Below are 23,698 nucleotides of genomic sequence, written 5' to 3' on the forward strand. Positions count from 1 at the left end.
CGGCCGGGCAGACCGGCCGTCCGCACGGACGACGACCACGGGTGGCCGCGAGTCGCCCGGACGCAGAACGACGAACGACAGGGAGTGACCTCGTGAGCTGGCTGGACGAGAAGGCAGTGGCGGTGATCACCGGCGCAGCCGTCGGCGACGCGCTGGGTGGGGCGACCGAGGGGTGGACCCCGGAGCAGATCGAGGAGCGCCACGGCGGACGGGTCACGGGCATCGTCGGGCCGTTCTACCCGAACTGGCAGGACGCCCGCCCCATCGCGCCGTACCACAAGGGCGACGGCCACATCACGGACGACACCCTCATGACGCAGGCGCTCGTCGAGGTCTACGCCAAGCGCCGCGCGCACCTCGACGCGTACGCCGTGGCCGAGGACCTGGTCCCGCTCATGATCGGCGAGCCCCGCTGGATCCCCGAGCTCGAGTCGACCGCCCTGCTGCTGCAGCGTGTGTTCCTCGCGGAGAAGTGGATCGTCGCGCGCCTCCACTACGGGCACGTCGACCCTCGCGAGGCGGGCGTCGGGAACATCGTCAACTGCGGCGCGGCCATGTACGTGGCCCCCGTGGGGCTGGCCAACGCGGGCGACCCGCGCGGCGCGTACGCCGAGGCGATCGACCTGACCGGCGCCCACCAGGCGAGCTACGGCCGTGAGGCCGCGGGCGTGTTCGCGGCCATGGTCGCGGCGGCGGTCGCGCCCGGTGCGAGCGTCGAGGACGTCGTGGCCGCCGCGCTCGACGTCGCGCACGACGGGACGCTCGCCGCGCTGCGCGCGGTCGTCGACGCGTTCGACGGCTGGACCACGGTCCCCACGACCGACGAGGAGGAGCGCGCCCTGGCGCGCAGGATCCGCGAGGTCGTGGCGCCCTTCGACTCGGTGGGCCCCGAGTACCGGCAGATGTCGATGGACGCCCGTCGCCCCTCGCGCACCAAGGCCATCGAGGAGCTGCCCGCCGCGCTCGGGTTCGTGCTGGGCCACCGCGGCGACTTCCGCGGTGCGGTGCTCGGCGCGGTCAACTACGGGCGCGACGCCGACTCGATCGCGGTCATGGCAGGGGCGATCACGGCCGGGCTCGGCGGGACCGAGGTCGTGCCGACCGAGTGGCTCGACGAGATCGAGCGCGCGAGCCGGACCGACGTCCGCGCGACCGGACGCCTCATGGGGCAGGTCGCGGGCGACATCCTGCGCGCCGACCGCGAGGCCGCGAAGGCTCGCCTCCTGGCCCTCGACGAGATCGAGGCCGCGACGGTGGGAGCCTCGGCGTGAGACTCACCTGGGCCCAGCCCGAGGACCTGCTCGCGCACGAGCTCGTCCAGTCGACCATCGAGGGCAAGGACGTCTCCGCGGTCGTCGCACGATGGACCGCGGCGGGCGGCGACGTCGTCCCGGCCGTGAGCGGCGCGGGCCCCGTGCCCGCGCCCCCGGCGCTGCGCACCCTGGCGCGCGAGCTCCTCGACGAGCTCGACGCCCTGTCCGCGGCGCCGGCCCCGGCCGAGCCGGACGGGTGGGCGCAGATCGCCGCGCTCCTCCCAGCACCCCCGGCTCTCCCCACGGTGCCCGACGACGAGCTCGCCCGCCGCGTGCACGGCGCCTGGACCGGACGCTCGGCAGGGTGCCTCCTGGGCAAGCCCGTCGAGAAGATCCCGCGCCAGGGCATCGAGGAGATCCTGCGGGCGACGGGCCGCTGGCCCCTGGCCACGTGGTTCACGGCGGTCGGGCTCCCCGAGGACGTCGCGGCGCGCTGGCCCTGGAACCGGCGCAGCGCCCCGACCTCGCTCGAGGAGAACATCGACGGGATGCCCGAGGACGACGACCTCAACTACCCGATCCTCGCGCTCGCCCTGCTCGAGAAGCACGGCACGGGCTTCACGACCGACGACGTCGCCCAGCTCTGGCTCGACAACCTGCCCGCGGGGCGCGTCTTCACCGCGGAGCGCGCGGCGTACCGCAACATCCTCGACGCGCGTCCCGTGCCCGAGACCGCGACGCACCAGAACCCGTTCCGCGAGTGGATCGGTGCGCTCATCCGCACCGACGTGCTCGGGTGGGTCGCCCCGGGAGACGTCCGGAGCGCGGCGTACCTCGCATGGGTCGACGCGCGCCTGAGCCACACGCGCAACGGCGTCTACGGCGCCATGTGGGCGGCTGCGCTCGCATCGGCCTCGATGGTCTGCGCGAGCGTCGAGGACGTGCTCGACGCGGCGCACACCGTGCTGCCCCCGGACAGCCGGATCGCGCAGGCCGTCCGCCTGGGCCGCGAGGCCGCGCAGGACGGCGACGTGAGCGTCGGTCTTGACCGGATCCACGCCGCGTACGGGGACCTGCACTGGGTCCACGTGCTCAACAACGCGGCCGTGATCGCCTACGCCCTGACCAAGGGTGCGGGGGACTTCGGGTCGAGCGTCTCGATCGCGGTCACCGCGGGCTGGGACACCGACTCGGCCGCCGCGACCGTGGGGGGCGTCGTCGGTGCCCTGCTCGGGACCGACGGGATCGGGGAGCGGTGGACCGCGCCGCTCGACGGTCGCATCGCGACCTCGCTCCCCGGCGGGGAGCAGCGCATCGACGACCTCGCGGCGCGAACGCTCGCGCTGCGGCTCACGGAAGCGGTGGTCCCTGCGGCCGACACTGCCGACACTGCGGGGGCCGGCGCATGAGCCCCGACCCGAGCGCGCACCGCCGGGGGAGCGTCGTCGTCGTCGGCTCGGCCAACGTCGACCTCGTGGTCGACGTCCCCCGGCACCCCGGCGGCGGCGAGACGATCCTCGGCGGCGACCTGCGCCGCAGCCCCGGCGGCAAGGGGGCCAACCAGGCCGTCGCCGCGGCCCGGGCGGGCGGCGCCGACACGACCTTCGTCGGAGCCCTCGGCCGCGACGAGTCGGGCGAGCTGCTGCTCGCCTCGCTCGACGGCGCAGGGGTGCGCACCGACCTCGTCGAGCGCACTGCGGCCCCCACGGGCACCGCGCTCATCACGGTCTCGCCCGACGGCGAGAACGCGATCGTCGTCGCCCCGGGGGCGAACTCCCACGTGCGTATCGGCCCGGAGCAGGCCGAGCGGATCGGCGCCGCGGACGTCGTCCTGGCGCAGCTCGAGATCCCGCTCGACGTCGTCCTCGCCGCGGGTGCCGCTCGCAGGCCGGGGGCTGTGCTCGCGCTCAACGCCGCACCGTCCCGCGACCTGCCCGACGAGATGTGGGCCGCGCTCGACCTGCTGATCGTCAACGAGCACGAGGCGCGCGACCTCGCGGGGGAGGCCGCCGCCCCCACGGACCCCGTCGACGCCGCCGAGCACCTGGCCGCGACCCTGCTCGCCAGGGTGCCCGCCGTCGTCGTGACGCTCGGCGGTGCAGGGTGCCTGGTCGCCCAGCGTGGCTCGGCCCCCGTCCGCGTCCCGGCCCCGCGCGTCGACGCCGTCGACACGACCGGCGCGGGCGACACCTTCTGCGGCGTGCTCGCCGCCGCTCTCGCGGGCGGGTCCACCCTCGTGGACGCCGCCCGGACCGCCTCGTTCGCAGGCGCCCTGGCCGTGACCCGGCCCGGCGCCCAGGACGCCGTGCCCACGGCCGACGAGGTCACCACCTTCGCGCACTCGGAGCAGCAGCCATGAGCTACACGTTCGACCCGCTCGTCCCCCGCCCCATCGACCTCCCGACGGTCGTCCCGCTCGACGCCGCCACCGGTGCCACCGCCGACGCCACGCAGGATCTCGCCGCGCTCGACCAGGCGAAGATCTTCGCCGCGCCCGACGACCCGGCGCAGTGGGCCGCGTGGCGCGAGCGGCTCGAGGCGTGGCGCACCGACGCGCGCGAGCGCCACGGCTTCACGGGCGCCGTGTACGAGCGTCCCCAGGCCGCGTGGGCCGCGAGCTGCTTCACGATCGCGCAGGTCTGGCTGTGGGACGAGCTGCTCTACTCGTTCGAGGAGAACCGCTTCACGCCCGAACGCTTCCTGGCCGACGCGCGCGAGCGCTTCGCGGACCTCGACGCCGTGGTGCTGTGGCACGCGTACCCGGTGATCGGGATCGACGACCGCAACCAGTGGGACTTCTACCGCGACGTCCCGGGCCTCACGGGGCCGGACGGCCTGGTCGCGACCCTGCACGCCGCAGGCCTGCACGTGTTCGTCGACTTCAACCCGTGGGACACGGGCACGCGCCGCGGCGAGGACGACCTGACCGAGCTCGCCGCGGTCGTCGCGGACCTTCCCGCGGACGGCGTCTTCCTCGACACGCTCAAGAAGGCCGAGCCCGAGCTCGTCGAGCGGCTCGAGGCCGCCCGGCCGGGCATCGTGCTGGAGGGCGAGTCCAAGCTCGCGGTCGAGCGCATCGAGGACCACTCGTCGTCGTGGGCGCAGTTCTTCGCCGACTCGCCCGTGCCGGGCGTGCTGCGCGCGCACTGGTACGAGCGCCGCCACATGCAGCACCACGTGCGCCGCTGGAACCGCGACCACACCGACGAGCTGCAGTCCGCCTGGATCAACGGCGTGGGCGTCATGGTGTGGGAGGTCGTGTTCGGGGTGTGGGTCGGGTGGAGCGAGCGCGACGCCGCGACCCTGCGCCGTATGGTCACGGTCCAGCGCGCTGCCAAGGACCTGCTGCTCGACGGCGAGTGGACCCCGCTCACGGACCTCGCCCCCGAGGCGCGCGAGGCGGGCGTGCACGCGTCCCTCTTCTCGCACGAGGGCGTCTCGGTGTGGACGCTCGTCAACCGCAGCGAGCAGGACTACACGGGACCGGTGCTCACCGGCGCGCCCGCCGGGCGCGTGATCGACCTGACCGGACCAGTGATCCCGGGGCGCGGCATCGCCGCGCTCGTGCACGTCGCCCCCGGCGCCGAGGAGCCCGACTGGCTCCCCGGCCTGGTCGAGGACATGCGCCGCCACGCGCCCAGCGCCGACGCACGGTTCCCGCACCGCCTCGCGCGCCGGATCGTGCCGGAGGTCCCGGCATCCTGGGCCGACGGCGCACCGACCCACGCCGGGACCGGGCCGGGCCGGGACGCGGAGGCGAGCGCCGTCGTCGTGCCTGCGGGGCCCTACGTCCTGACCGTGCGCTACCGCGCCCGCGAGACCGGGATGTACCAGGGCGCGCCGTACGTCGAGGAGTGGAAGCCCCTCGCGCCGCGCCTGCACGACCCGCGCACGCTCCAGCGCGACGGCGAGCTCGCCGCTCCCGTCGCGGTCGCGGCGACCGAGGTCACCAACGCGCAGTTCGCGGCGTTCGTCGACGCCACGGGCTACCGACCGGCCACCCGGCACCGGTTCCTCGCACACTGGGTGGACGGGCGACCGCCCGCGGGGCGCGAGGACGAGCCCGTGACGTTCGTCGACCTCGACGACGCGCGCGCCTACAGCGCGTGGCGCGGAGGCCGCCTCCCGAGCGAGGACGAGTGGCAGCTCGCGGGGGAGACGGGCGGCCTGCTGCGCGGCGCGCCCGTCGTGTGGAACTGGACGGAGAGCGAGCACAGCGACGGCCGCACGCGGTACGTCATGCTCAAGGGCGGTGCGGACCACGAGTCGACCGGTTCCGAGTGGTACTTCGACGGCGGCGTCCAGCGCCCCGAGTTCAGCGCCAAGCTGCTCCTGCCTGGTCTGGGTCTGGCGCGCAGCGCGAGCATCGGCTTCCGCTGCGCGTGGACCGTGGAGGTGACGGCATGACCGTCTCGCGCAACCCGCAGGACGGAGCGCTCGCGGGGCTCAAGGTCGTCGACGCCTCGACGCTCTTCGCGGGGCCCATGGCGGCCATGCACCTGGGCGACATGGGGGCCGACGTGATCAAGGTCGAGCACCCCACCAAGCCCGACCCCTCGCGCGGGCACGGCGCCTCGAAGGACGGCGTCAACCTCTGGTGGAAGACGCTCGGGCGCAACAAGCGCGCCGTGACCGTCAACCTGTCGAGCGACGGCGGGCGCGAGGTCTTCCTGGCGCTCGCAGCAGAGGCCGACGTCGTGATCGAGAACTTCCGTCCCGGGACGCTCGAGCGCTGGGGCCTGGGCTACGACGAGCTCTCGGCGCACAACCCACGCCTCGTGCTCGCGCGCATCAGCGGGTTCGGGCAGGTGGGGCCGTACCGGTCGCGGCCCGGGTTCGGGACGCTCGCCGAGGCCATGAGCGGGTTCGCGGCCATGACGGGCGAGGCAGACGGCCCGCCGACCCTGCCGCCGTTCGGCCTCGCGGACGGCGTCGCGTCGCTCGCGACCGCGTTCGCGGTCATGGTCGCGCTCCAGAGCCGTGAGCGCACGGGGCGCGGCCAGGTCGTCGACACCGCGATCATCGAGCCCATCCTCGCGATGCTCGGGCCCCAGATCACGCGGTGGGACCAGCTGCGGACCGTGCAGCCGCGCACGGGCAACCGCTCGGCGAACAACGCGCCGCGCAACACGTACCGCACGAGCGACGGCCAGTGGGTCGCGGTCTCGACCTCGGCGCAGTCGATCGCCGAGCGCGTCATGCGCCTCGTCGGGCACCCCGAGGTCATCGACGAGCCGTGGTTCGCGGTGGGGGCCGAGCGCGCCCAGCACGCCGACGAGCTCGACGCGGCCGTGGGCGGCTGGATCGCGCAGCGCACGCGCGACGAGGTCGTGGCGGCGTTCGAGGAGGCGCAGGCCGCGGTCGCGCCCATCTACGACGCGCAGGACATCGTGGGCGACCCGCAATTCCAGGCGCTCGGCACGCTCCACGAGATCGAGGACCCCGACCTCGGGCCCATGCTCATGCAGGGCCCGCTGTTCCGGCTCTCGGACCACGACGGCGTCATCGGGTTCACGGGCCGTGCGCACGGCGCCGACACCGACGAGGTGCTGGGCGAGCTGGGCTTCGACGCCGAGCGCGTCGCCGCGCTGCGGGAGGCGGGGGCCGTATGAGCACCCCGCCGCTCACGCTGCTCTACGCCCCGGGAGACCGGCCCGACCGCGTCGCCAAGGCGTTCGCGACGTCGGCCGACGTCGTGATCGTCGACCTCGAGGACGCGGTCGCCCCGGCGGCCAAGGAGTCCGCGCGCGCCTCGGCCGTCGCGCTGCTGGCCGAGGTCTCGCGCCGGGTCCAGGTGCGCGTCAACCAGCGCGGCACGCCCTGGCACGCCGACGACGTCGTGGCGGTCGCGATGCTGCCACGCGCCGTGGGGGCTCGCGTGCCCAAGGTCGAGTCGGCCGACGAGGTCCGCGACCTCGCCGCCGCGCTGCCCGGGCGCGACCTGCACCTGCTGATCGAGTCGGCGCTCGGGGTCGAGCGCGCATTCGAGATCGCGTCCGCCTCGCCCCAGGTGGCGTCGGTCGGGCTGGGCGAGGCCGACCTGCGCTCGGACCTGCGCGTGGACGACGACGGCGCGCTAGCCTGGGTGCGCAGCCGCCTCGTGGTCGCGGCGCGGGCCGCCGGACTGCCGTCGCCGTCCATGTCGGCGTACACGCACGTCAAGGACCTCGACGGGCTCGTGGCCTCGTGCCGCGCGGGCCGTGCGCTCGGCTTCCTGGGGCGCACCGCGATCCACCCCGTCCAGCTCGACCCCATCCGCGAGGCGTTCCTCCCGAGCACCGACGAGGTGTCGCGAGCGCGCGAGGTGCTCGACCGCGTCGGCACCGCGGCCGCGCGCGGGGTCGGGGCGATCGCGCTCCCCGACGGCACGTTCCTCGACGTCGCGATGGTCGAGCGCGCGCGCTCGGTCCTCGCGGTCGCGGGGGAGACCCCGCACTGACCCTGCACCACCCGTCCGCACGCACCGGGCCGGTCTGACCCGCGCGGCCCCGATCACGCTTCTCAAAGGAGAGAACCATGACCACAGCACTCCCGGCGACGCCCCCGCGCGCGCCCCGCTCGCGACGGCGGATCGCCGCGCTCCTGGCCGGGGTGGTGGGAGCGGGCGGCGCCGTCGTCGGGCTCCCGCTCGCCGTGGCCGGACCTGTCGCGGCCGCCGAGCAGGGCACGCTCGTGCCCGGCAGCGCGCCCTCGGAGGCGCTCGGCGCGGGCGGCGCCGTCGACTACACGGTGTACCTCCCGCCGGGCTACGACGAGGACGCCGAGCAGCGCTACCCGACCGTCTACCTGCTGCACGGGCGCGGCGACACGCAGGCCGCGTGGCAGCGCGTCGCGACCGACCTCGACGAGCTCATCGGCACCGAGGCGATCCAGCCCCTGGTCGTGGTCATGCCCGACGCGCCCTGGAACGACCGGGGGAACTGGTACACCGACTCGGCGTACGAGGGCGCTGACGGTGCTGGACCCGGCGGCGGTACTGGTGCCGGCTTCCAGGTCGAGACCGCGCTCACGCGCGACCTGGTCGGGCACGTCGACGCGACCTACCGGACCGTCGCCGACCGTGAGGCGCGCGCCGTCGGCGGCTACTCGATGGGAGGGGCGGGCGCGCTGCGCCTGACCCTCGCGCACCAGGACGAGTTCTCGGCGGGCATCGTGCTGAGCCCCGCGGTGTACGTCCCGCAGCCTCCCGCGGACTCCTCCGTCCGTGACCACGGGGGCTACGGCGTCGGGCACGAGCTGTTCTCGCCCGAGCGGTACACCGAGCTCTCGTACCCGGCGGCGCTCGCCGCGCTCGACCCGGCCCTGCCCGTGCACCTGTTCGTCGCGGTCGGCGACGACGAGTGGGCCAACCCCGACCCCGCCGAGGCCAGCCACGACATCGACTTCGAGTCCGCCCGGCTCTACAACACCGCGCGCCGCGTGCCGGGAGTCACGGCCGAGCTGCGGGTCATGAACGGCGGCCACGACTGGGACGTCTGGCAGCCCGCGTTCCGCGAGGCGATCGTCGACGTCTCCTCGCGCCTGCGCACCGAGCCCACCGTGCCGTGGGACGCCGAGCTGCTCGGCTCCGCGGGTGACGACCGTGCGGGCGGCATCCTCGCCACGCCCGACGGCGGCACGACCGTCGCCCTCAACCTCGCCGGGGCGTGGGCCGGGTCGCAGCCCGCGGGCGGCCTCGACGTCGTGCTCGCGCGCCGCGACGCGGACGGGGCGACCCAGTGGCAGCACCAGATCGCGACGGCCGCCGACGAGCGCGCGTACGGCGTGGTCGCCGGGCGCTCCGGGACGACGCTGGTCGCCGGGTACACCAAGGGCGACCTCGACGGGAAGCACCCGGGCTCGTCGCGCGACGACGGGTTCGTCGCGGCCGTGACCGCCGCGGGTGAGCGCGCGTGGACGCTCCAGACGGGCGACCCCGCCGCGGCCGACCGCTTCTACGCCGTCTCGTCCGACGGCGCGGGCGGCGCGTACGTCGCCGGGTACACGAGCGGGACCGTCCCTGGCGGGACGAGCGCGGGCGACAAGGACGCGATCGTCGGGCGCGTGTCGGCGACCGGCGAGCTCCTGTGGTTGCGCCAGGTCGGCGGGCCGGGCGAGGACAAGGCGCTCGCCGTGGCCCCCGGGCCGGACGGGTCCGTGTACGTGGGCGGGGTCGCGGGGCAGGGCATGCCGGGCGCGCAGGGTGCCGGCGCCAACGACGGCTGGGTGGCGCGGTACGACGGCGCGGGCGAGCTCGTGTGGCTGCGCGGCGTCGCGACGTCGGCCAACGACCAGGTGAGCGGGCTCGTCGCGCGCGCCGACGGGTCGGTCGTCGCCGTGGGGCACACGCGCGGTGCGCTCGGCGGGGAGTCCGCGGGGGACAACGACGTGTTCGCGCGGGCGTTCGACGCGCGCGGCGAGGTCCTGTGGACGACGCAGACCGGCACGGCGACCGACGACCGCGGCGTGACCGGTGTCGCCGGGGCCGACGGCACGGTGCTCGTCGTGGGCACGACGTACGGTTCGCTGGGGACGCCCGTCGGCGGCGTGGACGTGTTCACGCTCGCGCTCGCGGCCGACGGCACGCCCGGGGCCGTGACCCAGCTCGGGACGCGTGAGCGCGACGGGGCCGACGAGTGGGACGACGCGAACCTGTTCGCCGCGGCGGCTCCCGGGGCGGACGGCGTGTGGCTGAGCGGTCTGACGTTCGGGGCGCCGGCCGGTCTGGTGAACGCCGGGGCGGGGGATGTGTTCGTGACCCGGGTCGAGTTCGCGACCGGGCCGTCGGCGCCTTCGACCGAGGTCGTCGTCGAGGCGACGGCGCGCTGCGTCGGGGGCAGGGCGCAGGTCTCGGTGCGGGCTCTCAACGGCGGCGACCACCCCGTGGACGTCGCGGTGTCGACGCCGTTCGGGACCAAGAAGTTCACGGCGGTCGGGGCGGGGAAGAGCGCGCAGCAGACGTTCTCCGCCCGCGTGCCGGCGATCGAGGCGGGCGCGGCGACCGTGACGGTGCACGAGCCGGCAGGGCCGGTCGAGGTCCTCGCACCGTACGCGGCGACGGACTGCGGGGCCTGACGCGGCGGGCCGTCCACACGCCTCGATCTCGGCAGGCTCTCCACAGGAGCGACCTCGTGTCACCCTGCGCCGCTGCCGCGGGCGACACAGTGGTCGGTGGGGCTCCGGTGGGCGCCGCTCGGCGGGGGACGGGGGTGTTGTTTCGAGAATCACCAACAATCGTGGGTGATTCTCGAAACAACCCCCCGCCCCCAGCGCAGCCAGCACCGCCTGTGTGCACGCGGGCTACCGGCGCCGAGAGGCAGGGCGTCCGGCACGGCGCACGAGGAACCGCACGAAGGGGGAAGTCCGTGGACTGGAGCCGACCGGTCTCGGCGGTCGTGCCCGGGCTCGAGGGCGCCGTCCTGCGGGGGCTCTGGGCGCGGCAGGACGACGAGCTGTCGGGAGCGCAGGTGCACCGGGTCGCGCACGCCGGTTCGTCGGAGGGCGTCCGCAAGGCGCTCGCCCGGCTCGTGCGGCAGGGGGTCGTGAACCGTCGGGGCGCGGGGGCCGGCGCGTGGTACCGGATCAACACCGATCATGTGTGCTGGCCGGCGATCGACGGCCTGTTCGAGGCGCTCCACCCGTGCCGTGAGCTGCGGCGACAGGTCGAGAACCTGCTGTGCGACGTCGTGCGGGACGACGAGGTCCGTGCGGAGATCGGCGTCGCGCTCGTCGGCTCGGCCGCGCGAGGGGACGGTGCCGCCGACGACGACCTCGACCTGCTCGTCGTCGTCCCGGCCTGCCTGGAAGGGTGGATCGCCGCGGAGCTGCTCGACCGGCTGCACCGCGACGTCCCGCGATGGACGGGGAACGACGCCGACGTCCACCTGGCGACGCCCCCACAGCTCGTCGCGTGGAGCCACGGCGCCGCCTGGCCGGTGCTCGAACGCTGGGCCCGTGACGCCGAACAGCTCAGGGGCCCACCGGTGCACGCGCACCTGCCGCTCGTCGTCTGACGTGCCCGCCCGGTGCCTCAGGACGCCCGACCTACCCAGGACGCCCGACGGCGGAGCGCACCTCCCAGGAGAAGGTGCGCCCCGCCGTCGGGCCGGGAACGAACGGCTCAGCAGGTGAGGTTCGAGCCCGTCGTCGTGCCCAGGATCTGCGCGAAGCGCTGGAACGCCGCGATGCGGCTCTGCACCTGCGCAGGGTTGCCGCCGTTGCACTCGAGCGTGCCGTTGATCGAGCGGATCGTCTCACCGAAGCCCGCGCCGCTGACGATGGCCTGGTGGCCCGACATGGTGCCCGGGCCCGACTGCGTGTTCCAGTACCAGAGGCCCGTCTTCCAGGCCACGGCCGGGTCGGTCTCGACCAGGTACGGGTTGTTCAGCAGGTCGATGCCCAGGGCGTCACCCGCAGCCTTGTAGTTGTAGTTCCACGAGAGCTGGATCGGCCCCTTGCCGTAGTACGCCGACTGACCCGCGGGGCAGCCGTAGGACTTGCTCGTGTCGCAGTAGTGCGAGTAGTTCGCGGTGTTGCTCTCCTTGATGTAGACCAGGCCACCCGTCTCGTGGTTGATGTTCGCGAGGAACGCCGCGGCCTCACGCTTGGCGACCTCGGTGCCGCCCGACGTGGCGAACTGCGGGTACGCGCTGAGCGCTGCGACGAGGCCCTGATAGGTGTAGAACGGGTTCCGGTTGGGGAACATCTGGTTGAACTGGGCCTCGCTCACCACGAAGCTGCCCGTGCTGCCGCCGGTGCTGCCGCCGGTCGTCCCGCCCGTGGTGCCACCGGTGGTGCCACCCGTGGTGCCGCCGGTCGAGCCGCAGGCGCCCTGGGAACGCCAGACGCCCCACTGGCCCGTGGTGCCCGGGGCCTCGCCCTGGGTCCACCACCCGGCCTTCCAGTTCTGGTTGTCCTTCGAGACGACCGCGCCGCCCGTGTAGACCGCGGACGAGGACCACGCCGGAGCGCACACCTCGGCAGCGGCCGCGCGGGGCGCGGGTCCGGCGATCGACCACGCGAGGGCCGTCGTCAGGAGAAGAGCAAGGAGGGCCAGCACCGTCGCTGGTCGTCGGATCGTTCGTGCCGTGAGCATGCACGTGCCTCTCGTCGATTACAGGGGACGTCTGCGAGCCTGGCGGGCGGTCCGCGGAATGGTCAACGCACGTAGGGGGTACTACGTAGGCGGAGGCGTCCCTCCTCCGTGAGAGCATGACCGGCCATGAGTACTTTCCTTGAGGTGGTCCAAGTCGTTGTCGGGGGCGCCACGGTCGTCGGACTGTGCTTCGCGGGGTGGGAAGTCCTCCGACTGGTGAAGGAAGGCAGAGAGCGTGCTCGCCGCGAAATCGCTGGCGTATCGGTGACGTGGGAAACGCTGGAAAGCCCCACAGGACCTGATTCGCGCGGCCGAGCGCGTTGGCGCTACAAGTACGTGATCACCAACCCAGGCGGTATGCCCATCGACAACGTCGAGTGTTCCGTTGAGTTTCCCCTGGACGTACGTCGCGTCCGGTTTAACGGCGAGGTGGAGCCACCTTCGCGATCTATCACGTTGCAGCAACCAGTGATCGTTGGTGGAGGGCAACGTACCTGGACGAGGACGCTGGAGCTCGATTTTGCCGAGAGGGCGGGCCTCGGCAACGTTTCGGCACGCGTCACGTTTCGCGACATCGCACTTGAGCAACACACGAACGTCTGGCCCCGGATGGTGGGCTGACGTCTGGCGGCAGCGGCAGGATCGCCGGAGTTGCACCGTCCGGACGTTTACCTGTCAGGCGGTGCGCCTGCCCCGCTGGGCAGTCGCGCGGGCGAGGTCGCCGAGGCCAGCCACATCCAGGCCCGGCCAGCCGTGGACCAGGTCGAGCCACTCGGCGGGGAGGCCCGTCGTCCCGTAGCGCGCGCCGAGGAGCGCACCCGCGATGGCGGCCACCGTGTCGGTGTCGCCCCCGATCCTGACCGCTGCCTGCAGCGCGCGCACGGTGTGCGGCGCATGCTCGGCCACGGTGCCCGACGACGCAGCCGAGCCGTCGCGCGCCAGGTGGGCTCCGCCGTCGGGCACGTGGGTGGAGGCGATCGCGTGCCACGCGGCCTGCAACGCCGTGACCGTGAAACCGTTCGCCCCGAGATCGGCGGTGGGGCGCTCCTGCTCGGCATCCGCGATCCACGCCTCCCACAGGGCGCGTCGATCCGGAGGCAGGAGGTCGAGGCCTGCGCGCACGTCGAGCCTCTCCTTGGCGACCGCGACCCGTACCGCCTCCGACCACAGCACGCAGGACTCGCCCGCGAGTGGGTCGGTGTGCGTGAGCTCGGCGACGGCGCGGGCTGAGCGGGCCGTCTCGTCGCGGTCGTCCAGGGCGACCACCCCGACGATCCCGGTGCGCATGAGCGCACCGTTGCCCGCTGTCCGGCCGGTGGAGGCGTGGAGGGCCTGGCTCGCCGCGCGCAACCTCGCGGCCGGTTGCCCGGGGAGGTGCGCCGCGTTCCTCAGGACGGCGGCGGTCTGCGTGCCGACGTCGGACGCGCCCCCGGTGAGCCACGCCTCGAAGGCTGCGGCGACGTCGTCGAGCGGGCCTTCGTTCGTCAGTCCGCGACCCTGTGCCGCGACGCGCGCGATGCACACCGCCATCTGCGTGTCGTCGCTCCACTCACCGGGTGCGTAGGGGCCGAGCCCACCGCCGCGCATGACCGCGGCCTCGTCGGCGCGGGGCGGCGTCGCGAACTCGTACGGGACGCCCAGGGCGTCGCCGCACGCCTGCACGACGAGGACGCCAGCGGCACGGTCGAGAAGGTCGGGGGCGAGGTGAATGGTCACGGGGAGAGCGTAGGGGGACGCTGGACCTCGGGGAGCAGCGGGGCCTGAGCGACGAGCGCGGTGTGCCCGCCGAGCAACCCTCCAGAGGTCCGTGTCGGCGGCGGCTGGGAAGGTGGGACTCGGGAGGCCCCGCACCGGGCGGGACCGGGAAGGTCGCCATGAGCTCACCGACGCAGTCCCGTACGTACCCGCACGGGGTGCCGTGCTGGGTCGACACCGAGCAGCCCGACGTCGACGCCGCCACCGCGTTCTACGGCGCCCTGTTCGGGTGGACGTTCACCGACAAGATGCCGCCCGACGCACCGGGGCGCTACGTCGTCGCCTCGCTCGACGGGCAGGACGTCGCGGCGATCGCCTCCCCACCCGACGGCGGTGACGCGCCACCCGAGTGGATCACCTACGTCGCGGTCGACGACATCGGTGTGACAGCCGGGGCTGTCGCGGCCGACGGCGGCGTGCTGCTCTCCGGCCCTGAGGTCGTCGGCCCACCCGGACGGATGGCCTCGGTCCAGGACCCGCAGGGCGCACGGTTCCGCCTGTGGCAGGCGGGCACGCGCCTCGGGGCGCAGCGCGTCAACGAGCCGGGGACCTGGAACTTCAGCAACCTCCTCACCCCGGACCCCGACCGCGCCCTCGACTTCTACGGTCCGCTGCTCGGGTGGGAGCTCGACCCCGAGCTCGGCGCCGGGATGTTCCGCGTCCCCGGCTACGGCGACCACCTCGCACGGACCGTGGACCCTGGCATCCACGAGCGGCAGGAGTTCGCACCCCCGGGTTTTGCCGACGTCGCCGCGGGCGTCGCGCGCGTGTCCGGGCCGGCGCGCTGGGACGTGGCGTTCTCCGTCGCCGACCGGGACGAGAGCGCGGCCGCGGCCGAGCGGGCCGGCGGGGTCGTGCTGTCGACGTCGGAGAACGAATGGGTGCGCGAGGCCGTGGTGCGCGACCCGCAGGGAGCGGAGCTGACGCTGTCGCAGTTCGCGCCGCAGGAGTGGGGGTAGAAGCTCAGGCGGGTCCAGGAGGAAGGGTCACGCCACCCCGTCAGCCGTCTCGTCACGGCGACGCCTTCTTGGCTTCCGCTCCGGCATGTCGTCGATGTCGCGTGGGAACAACGACTTCGCGGTGCGCGCGATGAGCTGTGTGAGCGTCGCGTCCACCGCTCCGCCGACGACACCACCAACGATGGGCAGCACCTTGGCGAGCGTGATCGCTGCCCGTTGCGTCCCGTACTTGGCGACGAGAAAGAAGCCCGCTTTCTTGTTGACCTGCCGGAGAACGCTCATGGGGATCGCCTTGATGGCCTCCATCGCGAACTGCTGCCCGACCTTGGCACCGAACGCACTGAGTACCTGCTGTGCGGTCGAGCCGGCAGACACGAGGGTGACCATCGTGAGGATGTGCGGATCGTGCAGGTCGTAGCCGCGTAGATAGGCGATCGCGCCGGCAAGGCGTGCATTGATGATCAGCGCACCAGCCATGTTGGCGGGGATCGTGACCGGCATGGCGACAAGTCCACCCAGGCCGGTGACGAAGCCGTTCGCGCCTGCAGCCTGCGTCGACTCAATGACGAGTCGCTTGATGACGCGTTCGATCTCCTCGGTGTCCTCGTCCGGGTTTCTCTGCCTCTTCTTGCTCGGGTCGTACCGTTCCTTCTGGACCCGTGCCAGACGCGACTCCGCCCACTCGACGGATCCGGCCACGGGGCCCACTCCGTCGGCGACCACCGAGCCGACCAGCGCGGTCAGGCGCGCTGCGACCTTCTCGACCCGGGACTCGGTGGTGTCGTCGGAGTCGTTCGGGGCGTTCTCGGTTGCGGTCGCCGACACGGTGCCTCCATGGTCGCTGGGTGAGTCTGCGAGCCTGAATGTACGGTTCTTTGGCACCTGGTAGGAGGGTCGAGCGGGTGAAATCGGCACGCGTCGACGAAAGTCGAACGTCAAATGGTTCGAAGTCGCACTAGTTACGGGTCCCGAACCGTTCCAGCGCCTCCGCGAGCTCGCGCCACCCTGCGCTCCGGTCGCCCCGGCGTCAGCGCGCTGCCGTACAGCGTGCGCATCCTCCCGCAGCCGTCGCACGAGCGCAGCCTCGTCCGGGCCCACGGGGAGGTATCGGTCGTCGAGCAGGTGCGGGGCGTCGCGTTCGGCGTACATCGCCACGGTGTCGAGGAAGCGCGTCAGGCCCCGCGCGGCCCGACGGCGGCGCGCAGCCTCGGCCTCCTTCTCCCCACGGGAGGTGGTCTCTCTGGCGGGAGTGCCGTCGTCGGGCAGGGGAGGGGATGCGACGGCGACGTCGAAGCGGCCCTCCCAGAGGCGGCTGAAGGCCGCGTCGTCGGCCAGGTGGACGACCGTCCCGATCTCGCTCCCCAGCCCGCCGGGCGCACCCGACGCGACGAGCTCCTCACGGAGCCCGGCGACCTCGTAGGCGAAGCGGAGCAGGTTGTCGTCCGTCATCGAGGCGCCCACGACCAGCAGGTGCTTGGTCATCATGAGCGACTGCACGAGTGAGCCGACGGGCTTCCAGCGGGTGTCGTACCGGACGAACGAGCTGCGGGAGAGCACGATCGTCGCCGGATGGTCGACGTCCCCGTGCATCTTGAGGACCCACGGGCGCGATGCCTTGGTGGGGTCCCAGGGGAGGGTCGAGATCGCGAGGTCGCGTCGGCCGACCGGAAGGCCCGACGACGCCGCGACCGCCTCCTCGTAGAGGTGGTCGTAGTTCGTGGTCACCGCCTCGGGTATGCGCATGCCCGCGAGCAGGCAGTGGGCGAGGCTCGGGCGGCGGCCGTCCCTGGCGAGGATCGCCGCGACCTGGCGACCCAGCTGCTCCTGGCTGTCGCGACGCGCGGCCTCGTCGTGCCGGCCCGCCTGCTTGGCCAGGATGACCTGCAGGAGCTCGGCCTGCTCGAGCGAACCGAGGCCCTGGAGATCCTTCGGTGTGATGTCGAGGCTCATCGCCTCGACGAAGTTGTCCAACAGCGCGCCCCAGGAGGGTAGGCCTGCGGCGATGCTCACGCCGGCGCCGAAGAAGAGGGCAAGGTCGCCCCTGGCGGCTCGCTCACTTGCGGGCCTGAGCGTCGAGCTTCTCGGTCGGGAGGGCGCGACGTCCTGCGGCCCGGCGGCGGTGCTGGAGCGCCGAGTAGTCGGACCGGCTCGACGCGACGAGCGCGACCTCGACCCCGTGCTCGTCGGCCGCCGCCGTGAGGTGGGCGAGGAGGGCGTCGATGACCAGACCCCGCTCGACGTCGTGGCCGCCGCCCGCCGTGCCGAGGACCGGGAGCGCGACCAGTGGAAGGTCGCGGCCCGCCGCGTGGGCGGTGGAACGAAGGCGCTCGCTGCCCGTTCGCGCGATGTGCTCGACGGCACGCGCCGCAGCGCGCCCGACCTCGTCGGGCGTCGCGCCGATCGCATCGAGGAACCAGACCTGACGGTCGCTGAGGGGCTGGCGGCTCGCCGGGAGCGCGGAGCCGCGCTGCCAGCCGTGCGGACGGACGGTGGCCCAGTCCTCGTGGGCGCCCAGGCCCACGGCCGGGCGCCAGTGGTCGCGGACGCTGAAGCGCGAGTCCGTCGAGATGACGACGGCGTTCGCGCCGAGAGCCTCGAGGCGGCCGTTGAGGACGAAGAGGTGGCCGGGGGTCATGGGGTCTCAACCGATGGCGCCGTGAGCGAACGGTGACGTTCGATCGGTGCCAGAGCCATGGGCGCCCGGTGTTCCTCCCAGTGCTTGCCCAACCAGTCCACCTGCTCGTCCTCTAGCGCCACGTTCAGGTGCTCGTCGTGCAGCCTGGCGTACTGCGGGAACTGGGTGAGCTCGGACCCGACGTCGATTCGAAGGCGGGAGGGGTCCACTGCGATCAGTCCGTCGTCGAAAAGGCGGTGAACGTCTAGCCGGAGCATCAGGCCACCATGCTCATTTTCACGAGTCTGCGACCAGCTCCGCATTGAAGCCTCAACTCATGGGTCTAGTGGGCGCTGACGAGGCGTAGCCCAAGGAAGTCTCGCGTGGTCAATCAGGCTCTTCGTAGTTGGGGTGCCGATGGTGACAGGTAGCGCCGGGCCGGTGCTCGGGCGACCCAATGGTCGGACGCTCGCCCGGGACTGTCCTACCCTGGGATCCCACTCAGCTCACCAAGGTAGGTAGAGATGCCCGAACAGCCCGTCGAGACACTTGATCTTACGCCGTCGCCGCGCATCCTCGAGATGATCGCCGAGACGGACCTGCAGATCCATCAGTGCCTCGCGGAGCTGATCGACAATTGCTTCGACGAGTTGCAGAAGGCTCGGGAGGCGATCCCCGGCTTCGACGGGCGCGTCGACATCACCCTCCCGACCGCTAGCAGGGCGAACCGGCACTCGGAGGTTGTAGTTGCGGACTCGGGCAGGGGCATGTCTCCCGAGCAGATGGAGCAGGCTCTGAAGGCTGGCTCGTCAAGCAACAGCCAGTACGGCACGTTGGGGCTCTTCGGGATGGGCTTCAACGTCGCGACGGCCCGGCTCGGTGGTGTCACGGTTGTGAGGTCCGGTCGTGAGGGTGACGGCTTCTGGAACGTCGTGACTATCGACCTCACCGAGATGCGCCGTGCGGGGACCTTTCATGTGCCGCTGACCAAGGAGCCAAAGGCATCTGGTGAGCACGGCACGATGATCATCGTCAAGGGGTTGCGGCAGGACACGGTGGCCAAGCTCCAGAAGCAGGCCGAGTTGGGGCGCGTGAGGACCCAACTGGGCAACATCTATACCTTCATGCTCCGCGATCCCCAGCGCTCCTCCTACTCTGGCTCAGACGTCATCGGCGGTCTCGCGCTGTCGCTCTATCTCAACGGGAACGCAATCAAGCCGACCGTGCCGTGCGTCTGGGACCCATCTCGAGCGGTCCCCTACAAGGGGCAGGACATCAAGTCGGTCCGTTCCCTCGAATTCCCCTTGACCAGCGCCTTCGCGTGCATGGACTGCGGGCACTGGATGAGTCTGAGCGCGGACGAGTGCACTGAGTGCTCATCCTGCAACGTGCATGAGCGCGAACGGCGCATCACCGGCTGGCTCGGCATTCAGCGCTACAACCACAACAGCGACTTCGGAATCAGCCTCATTCGGCAGGGTCGAGTGATCGTGCACCGCGACAAGTCCCTCTTCGAGTGGATCGACGACGACGACACTCGGCAGGTCGAGTACCCGATCGAGGTTGGAGGCGGGCGGATCGTCGGAGAAGTCCACCTCGATCACGCACCTGTCACCTTCCGCAAGACAAACTTCGATCGCGAGAATGCCGCCTGGTCGACGATGGTCCAAAAGGTACGGGGCGTGGCTCCCTTGCGGCCCGGAAAGGCGCGAGAGCTAAACCTCGCTGAGAACGATAGTCCACTCGGGATCCTGTTCAATGCCTACCGCCGAAATGACCCGGGCCTCCGTTACTTGGTTCCGGGAAACGGAAGGTCGGCGATTCATGACCGGGCTCGTGAGTGGGCTCGCCTCTTCGTCGCAGGTGACCCCGAGTATCAGACCGACTCGGTGTGGTACGCCGCGATCGAAGAGCACGAGGCGATGGTCCACGGGCGTGGTTCCGACATGTCGGAGCCGCGCGCGGATGACGACTGGCTCGCGAGAGAGGGGCTCGGCCACCTGACTGGCGGTGGCGACGAGTCTGACGAGCAGGACGAAGGTTCCGGTCTGGTTGCTGAACCGGACGCTCCGTCACGGCCGGTGACGCTCGATGAGCGGTTTGCGCGCTACCGCGAGAATTCGGTGAGCGTAGCCGGCATCGATGGAAAGGCCTCGATCGGGGGTGCGGCCCCGTTTATCCGGTGCTACCTGACGTGCGGCGTCGACCTGTCGGCGGAGAACAACGGACCCTACTTCGCGATTAGGGTGACAGGTGGCGAGGTGGAGATGTACGTAGCCGGTGAGCATCCGTTGATCGCCGAATACGGCTGGGATGCGACGTCGGTGGCGCTCGTCTGCGCGGCCCCTGTTCTCTCTACGGTTCTCCAGTACAGCGGCACGGTAGACGCGTTCATCTTGGACGTCCTCTCGGCGCATGCCGACATGAAACTCGATCACGCGGCCGTGCGGTCCCGGGCGGAGGGACTCGTCGAGCATCTGCGCGATCTGTTCGGCCCGGTCGTTGGCGAGACTCCCTTGGTGAGTTGGGAGAGGCTTCGCCCGTCGTCGCGACGTGAGGCGGAATTCGCCGCCTACAAATCGTCGCCGTCCATTGACTGGATGAACGCGATCGAGACTGGAAGGTTTGCTGACTACCTCACTGTCGCTGGAATCAAGGACTTGGTCGCGGAGGACCCGGAGCGATACCTGGACGGACGGGTGTTCAGGACGACCTACTCGGCGTTCGACGACGAGGGAACGCGCGCCGACACGCTCGACCGGCTCGATGGCCTTCTGAGTGATCTCGGCAGGATGCTCGGGGTGACGCGGGGGACGAGCGCTCGCGAGCTCAGCAAGCACCTCCTCTCGGCAGAGCTGATCGCCGCAGAGGTGGCGGACTGATGGGGCTGCGCTTCGTAGACCCTGGGTTTCTGCGGGCTGGCGGACCGTTGGGTTTCACCCGGCAGGTAGAGCGCCTGCTTGCACTGATCGGGTTCGTTGATGTCATCAACATTGACGCCTCCGGAGATCAGGGCGGCGATCTGATAGGCAGACTCAAAGGTGACGACTGGGTTTTCCAGGCGAAGTGGCGCCTCAGAGGAGGAGCGACGGTCGACGCGGATGCGGTGGACGAAGTGCAGAACGCGATGTCCGCGTACCGAATCGATCGTGGTGTTGTCGTCACAAACGGCACCTTCACTAAGAAGGCACGCGCCCGCGTTGAGGCGCTTCGCAAGGTCAACCTCAACATTTCGCTCTGGGACGGAGTTGCGCTCGAGAAGCTGCATGATCGTGCCAGCGAGCGGACCAAACCCTTCAAACTCCACGAGTACCAGGAGCGCGCGGTCGAAGGTGCCTGGAAGGCCCTGACCGACACAGGGCGGGCGCTGACCTTCCTCGCGACAGGGCTCGGCAAGACGGTCGTCGCAGGACGGGTCGTAACCAAGATCTTGACTGCCTGCCCCGGTGCGAGAGTCCTGGTGGTGGCGCACACGACGGATCTCGTCGAGCAACTGGAGCGGTCCATGTGGCGTGACATTCCGAAGAGTGTCGCGACCCGGGTTGTGAACGGGACATTCAAACCGGATGACCTTCGGGGGGTCACCTTCGCGGTTCTGCCGACGGCCGCGAACTACGTCCGGTCTGGCTTTAAACCAGACGCGATCATCGTAGATGAGGCGCACCACGTCGGGGAGGATGGCGACTACGCCGACGTCTTTGCCGCGCTGCCGGATGTCCCGAGGCTCGGCGTCACTGCCACGCCGTGGCGCGGCGATCGGTTCGACATCGAAAAGGTCTTCGGTCGGCCCGTCGTACGCGTGAGCATTTCGGACGGCATGTGTCTAGGCTACCTCGCGAGCGTCAGGTATAAGCTCTACTCCGACAACATCGACTGGGACTTCGTTCGCGACCAAAGCGAGAAGGGGTACTCGATCAGGGACCTCAACAAGCGTCTCTTCGTACCGGAACGCGACGAGGCGATCCGCGATCACCTGATCGAGGTTTGGGGTCGGACGAGGAGCCCTCGTGCGATCGTCTTCTGCCAGACCATCCTGCACGCGGAGGAGATGGCAGGGCTCCTTGCTCGAGTTCCGGGATGGACAGCAACGACCTCGATCCACGGGCAGCTGACGAAGAGTGAACGTCGTGATCGACTTGTCCGTTTCCGCAATGGAGAGATCCCAATCCTTACCAGCGTCGATTTGCTAAATGAGGGCGTGGATGTGCCCGACGTGAACATCCTCGCATTCGCCAGGGTCACGCACTCGCGGCGGATCTTTGTGCAGCAGCTCGGCCGCGGGCTCCGGATCCGCGCTGGCAAAGAGAGCGTGGAAGTGTTGGATTTCGTGTCTGACATCCGACGCCTCGCCGAGATCCACGACTTACGGGAGCAGGTCAGTGAGTCGGAAGCCGAGAGCGTATCCGTCCCGCGGAACGAGTTCGAGTTCACCGACGCCAGGGTCGAGGGCCTCCTAGAGCGCTGGATCGCGGATGTCGGTGACCTCGCAGGTGCCGACGACAGCGTCCGTCTCGAGTTTCCCCCGGAAGTAGGAGCGTGATTGGTGGCCGACATCCCGGATGCCGTACGGCATGAGATCGTCGTTGAGCTTTATAAGCGCCTTGATGAGATGCAGTGGGAGCAGTTCAGCTCGAGCGAGAGCACGGCGGCGTACCAGCGTTTTGTGAGCGACCCCGCAGTCGGGGGGAGGCTTGGGACATACATGCCACGTGGTCAAATCAGGGTGTGGATAAAGGACGGTCCTGCGAAGGAGTACCGGCGCGCCCTTGAGGGGGTTGGACGGTATGCGCCCTTTACATCACGGCAGTACCCGGGTCCGCAGTCGATCATCGACGGCTCGATCGGAAGCGGGTGGCTCGTGCGACTAGAGTCTCTCGACCACAAGCCGATGCGATGTCAGGCGGCCAAGGGCGATGAGGTGCGCTTCGTGACATGGGGTGCCTTCGCAAACCTTAAGGAACTGATCTGGACCGGCGCTGTTCACATCGCCTCGGGCTCAGCGATCGGTTTCGATGTCGTCGTGACCAAGCCGAGTATTGCCCCGTTGCCGCCCGATGACTGGAGGTTTGTGCGCGATCTCTGCGGAGTCATCGGCGCGGTGCCGCATCAGGTTACGAACGCGGCCCGGCGTAAACAGGTCTGGTCGGCGCCCGTGTTCAAGGACTGACAGGTCCACACCCTGCTGTGACGGTGAGAATGGCTGCGTATCGCAGGCGGTCTCAACCCGCGGCGCGAAGGCGATCGCTGCGGCGGGTCGCTGACAGGGTGGGAATTCAAGAACAACAGGTGCGCCGGTACCTGCTGCGCCACGGCGGGGTACGGCCCTCGCTGCGGCATCTGAACCCTTCCGAGCGAGAGGAGATTCTCGCGGGATCGCGGCCGGCTCGTCCGCTCGGGCGATCGCAGAGGCCTTGGGTCGGCCGGCGTCGACGATCTCGCGCGAGTTCGCCCGCAACGGCGGCCTCTCCGCCAACCGCGCGACGGTCGCGGAAGAGTGCGCTCAGGCGCAGGTCAAGCGATCGGCGACTCCGCGCCTCGCCCGCGACCAGAGTATTCGGGTTACGGTGCCCGCTCGGCTCGAGCTGGATTGGTCGCCACAGCAGATCGCGGCGTGGCTGCGGCGAGAGCATCCCGGCGAGCCGAGCATGTGGGTCTCGCACGAGACGATCTACCGCGCGGTGTACTTGCCGAGGTCACGGAATCTGCGACGGGATCAAGGCCAAGGACGTCAACACCGCCGTCGCCCGCGCTGTATTCAGCGTGCCACCGGGCAGGTGCAAGTCCCTGACCTGGGACCGCAGTCGCGAGATGGCCGACCACGCCTTCCTCAGCGCACTCATCGACGCACTTGCCTTCTTCTTCGACCCTCGCAGGCCTCGGCAGCGCGGCACGAACGAGAGCACCGACCGCCTCCTGTGCCATTACCTCCGAAGACGCGCCAACCTCGCAGCTACGACAGACGACAAGCTGGAGCGGATCCGGTTGCTTCTCCACGATCGTCCTCGCCGCGTTCTGGACTGGTGAGATCGCCGTTGTTTTGAGA

Annotated in this window: 19 protein-coding genes; 14 read left to right on the forward strand and 5 right to left on the reverse strand. The window is 71.1% G+C overall.

Annotated elements, in window-relative coordinates:
- Window positions 1-92: 92 nt before the first annotated feature.
- The 8 genes from JOD48_RS01820 (at window position 93) to JOD48_RS01855 (ending at window position 11,245) form a co-directional block, all read left to right on the forward strand.
- Window positions 93-1,271 carry an ADP-ribosylglycohydrolase family protein gene (locus JOD48_RS01820; RefSeq protein WP_204806980.1) on the forward strand — a complete coding sequence of 393 codons (1,179 nt, stop codon included), beginning with the start codon at window positions 93-95 and terminating at the stop codon, window positions 1,269-1,271.
- Complete coding sequence (locus JOD48_RS01825; RefSeq protein ID WP_204806982.1) at window positions 1,268-2,662, forward strand: ADP-ribosylglycohydrolase family protein; 1,395 nt, start codon at window positions 1,268-1,270, stop codon at window positions 2,660-2,662. Before JOD48_RS01820 ends, JOD48_RS01825 begins: the two co-directional genes overlap by 4 nt.
- Window positions 2,659-3,612 (forward strand): ribokinase, encoded by a 954-nt coding sequence (locus JOD48_RS01830; protein ID WP_204806984.1) that lies wholly within the window; start codon window positions 2,659-2,661, stop codon window positions 3,610-3,612. The genes JOD48_RS01825 and JOD48_RS01830 overlap by 4 nt, the downstream gene beginning before the upstream one ends.
- A complete protein-coding gene (locus JOD48_RS01835; protein WP_204806996.1) occupies window positions 3,609-5,660 on the forward strand; it encodes an SUMF1/EgtB/PvdO family nonheme iron enzyme in 2,052 nt (683 codons plus the stop codon). The genes JOD48_RS01830 and JOD48_RS01835 overlap by 4 nt, the downstream gene beginning before the upstream one ends.
- Window positions 5,657-6,865 (forward strand): CaiB/BaiF CoA transferase family protein, encoded by a 1,209-nt coding sequence (locus JOD48_RS01840; RefSeq protein ID WP_204806998.1) that lies wholly within the window; start codon window positions 5,657-5,659, stop codon window positions 6,863-6,865. Before JOD48_RS01835 ends, JOD48_RS01840 begins: the two co-directional genes overlap by 4 nt.
- Complete coding sequence (locus JOD48_RS01845) at window positions 6,862-7,692, forward strand: HpcH/HpaI aldolase/citrate lyase family protein (RefSeq protein WP_204807000.1); 831 nt, start codon at window positions 6,862-6,864, stop codon at window positions 7,690-7,692. The genes JOD48_RS01840 and JOD48_RS01845 overlap by 4 nt, the downstream gene beginning before the upstream one ends.
- A gap of 77 nt (window positions 7,693-7,769) precedes the next feature.
- Complete coding sequence (locus JOD48_RS01850) at window positions 7,770-10,307, forward strand: alpha/beta hydrolase-fold protein (RefSeq protein WP_204807002.1); 2,538 nt, start codon at window positions 7,770-7,772, stop codon at window positions 10,305-10,307.
- 290 nt (window positions 10,308-10,597) lie between these two features.
- Window positions 10,598-11,245: a nucleotidyltransferase domain-containing protein gene (locus JOD48_RS01855; RefSeq protein WP_204807004.1), complete on the forward strand. Its 648-nt coding sequence runs from the start codon at window positions 10,598-10,600 to the stop codon at window positions 11,243-11,245.
- A 107-nt stretch (window positions 11,246-11,352) separates the two neighbouring features.
- Here JOD48_RS01855 and JOD48_RS01860 read toward each other — a convergent pair whose 3' ends face one another.
- Entirely contained in the window at window positions 11,353-12,327 is a 975-nt protein-coding gene (locus tag JOD48_RS01860) for a glycoside hydrolase family 19 protein (RefSeq protein ID WP_204807006.1), read from the reverse strand.
- A 126-nt stretch (window positions 12,328-12,453) separates the two neighbouring features.
- On the opposite strand from JOD48_RS01860, the gene JOD48_RS01865 reads away from it, so the two are divergent.
- On the forward strand, window positions 12,454-12,948 hold the full coding sequence (locus JOD48_RS01865; RefSeq protein ID WP_204807008.1) for a hypothetical protein: 495 nt from the start codon (window positions 12,454-12,456) through the stop codon (window positions 12,946-12,948).
- 54 nt (window positions 12,949-13,002) lie between these two features.
- Here JOD48_RS01865 and JOD48_RS01870 read toward each other — a convergent pair whose 3' ends face one another.
- Window positions 13,003-14,043 (reverse strand): ADP-ribosylglycohydrolase family protein, encoded by a 1,041-nt coding sequence (locus JOD48_RS01870; protein ID WP_307823919.1) that lies wholly within the window; start codon window positions 14,041-14,043, stop codon window positions 13,003-13,005.
- Window positions 14,044-14,201: 158 nt separating this feature from the next.
- Here JOD48_RS01870 and JOD48_RS01875 point away from each other — a divergent pair, with 158 nt between their 5' ends.
- Window positions 14,202-15,041, forward strand: coding sequence for a VOC family protein (locus JOD48_RS01875; protein WP_204807010.1), 840 nt, complete (start codon window positions 14,202-14,204; stop codon window positions 15,039-15,041).
- A gap of 27 nt (window positions 15,042-15,068) precedes the next feature.
- Here the strand turns inward: JOD48_RS01875 and JOD48_RS01880 are convergent, their stop codons facing one another.
- Genes JOD48_RS01880 through JOD48_RS20285 form a run of 3 tightly spaced genes read right to left on the reverse strand, consistent with a single transcriptional unit; the run spans window position 15,069 to window position 17,978 of the window.
- Window positions 15,069-17,051 carry an SIR2 family NAD-dependent protein deacylase gene (locus tag JOD48_RS01880; protein ID WP_204807012.1) on the reverse strand — a complete coding sequence of 661 codons (1,983 nt, stop codon included), beginning with the start codon at window positions 17,049-17,051 and terminating at the stop codon, window positions 15,069-15,071.
- Window positions 17,052-17,094: 43 nt separating this feature from the next.
- Window positions 17,095-17,676, reverse strand: a complete 582-nt coding sequence (locus JOD48_RS01885; protein WP_204807014.1) for a hypothetical protein — start codon at window positions 17,674-17,676, stop codon at window positions 17,095-17,097.
- Complete coding sequence (locus JOD48_RS20285; protein WP_372440676.1) at window positions 17,673-17,978, reverse strand: HNH endonuclease; 306 nt, start codon at window positions 17,976-17,978, stop codon at window positions 17,673-17,675. Before JOD48_RS20285 ends, JOD48_RS01885 begins: the two co-directional genes overlap by 4 nt.
- Window positions 17,979-18,179: 201 nt before the next feature.
- Here JOD48_RS20285 and JOD48_RS01895 point away from each other — a divergent pair, with 201 nt between their 5' ends.
- From JOD48_RS01895 to JOD48_RS20290, 4 genes are all read left to right on the forward strand, one after another.
- Window positions 18,180-20,537 carry an ATP-binding protein gene (locus JOD48_RS01895; RefSeq protein WP_204807017.1) on the forward strand — a complete coding sequence of 786 codons (2,358 nt, stop codon included), beginning with the start codon at window positions 18,180-18,182 and terminating at the stop codon, window positions 20,535-20,537.
- Window positions 20,537-22,195 carry a DEAD/DEAH box helicase family protein gene (locus JOD48_RS01900; protein ID WP_204807020.1) on the forward strand — a complete coding sequence of 553 codons (1,659 nt, stop codon included), beginning with the start codon at window positions 20,537-20,539 and terminating at the stop codon, window positions 22,193-22,195. The genes JOD48_RS01895 and JOD48_RS01900 overlap by 1 nt, the downstream gene beginning before the upstream one ends.
- A 3-nt stretch (window positions 22,196-22,198) precedes the next feature.
- Window positions 22,199-22,822, forward strand: a complete 624-nt coding sequence (locus JOD48_RS01905) for a hypothetical protein (protein ID WP_204807022.1) — start codon at window positions 22,199-22,201, stop codon at window positions 22,820-22,822.
- A gap of 205 nt (window positions 22,823-23,027) precedes the next feature.
- Window positions 23,028-23,696, forward strand: coding sequence for a helix-turn-helix domain-containing protein (locus tag JOD48_RS20290; protein ID WP_204810251.1), 669 nt, complete (start codon window positions 23,028-23,030; stop codon window positions 23,694-23,696).
- The last annotated feature ends 2 nt before the right edge of the window (window positions 23,697-23,698 follow it).

It is taken from the genome of Oerskovia paurometabola (genome assembly GCF_016907365.1).
GTDB lineage: Bacteria > Actinomycetota > Actinomycetes > Actinomycetales > Cellulomonadaceae > Oerskovia > Oerskovia paurometabola.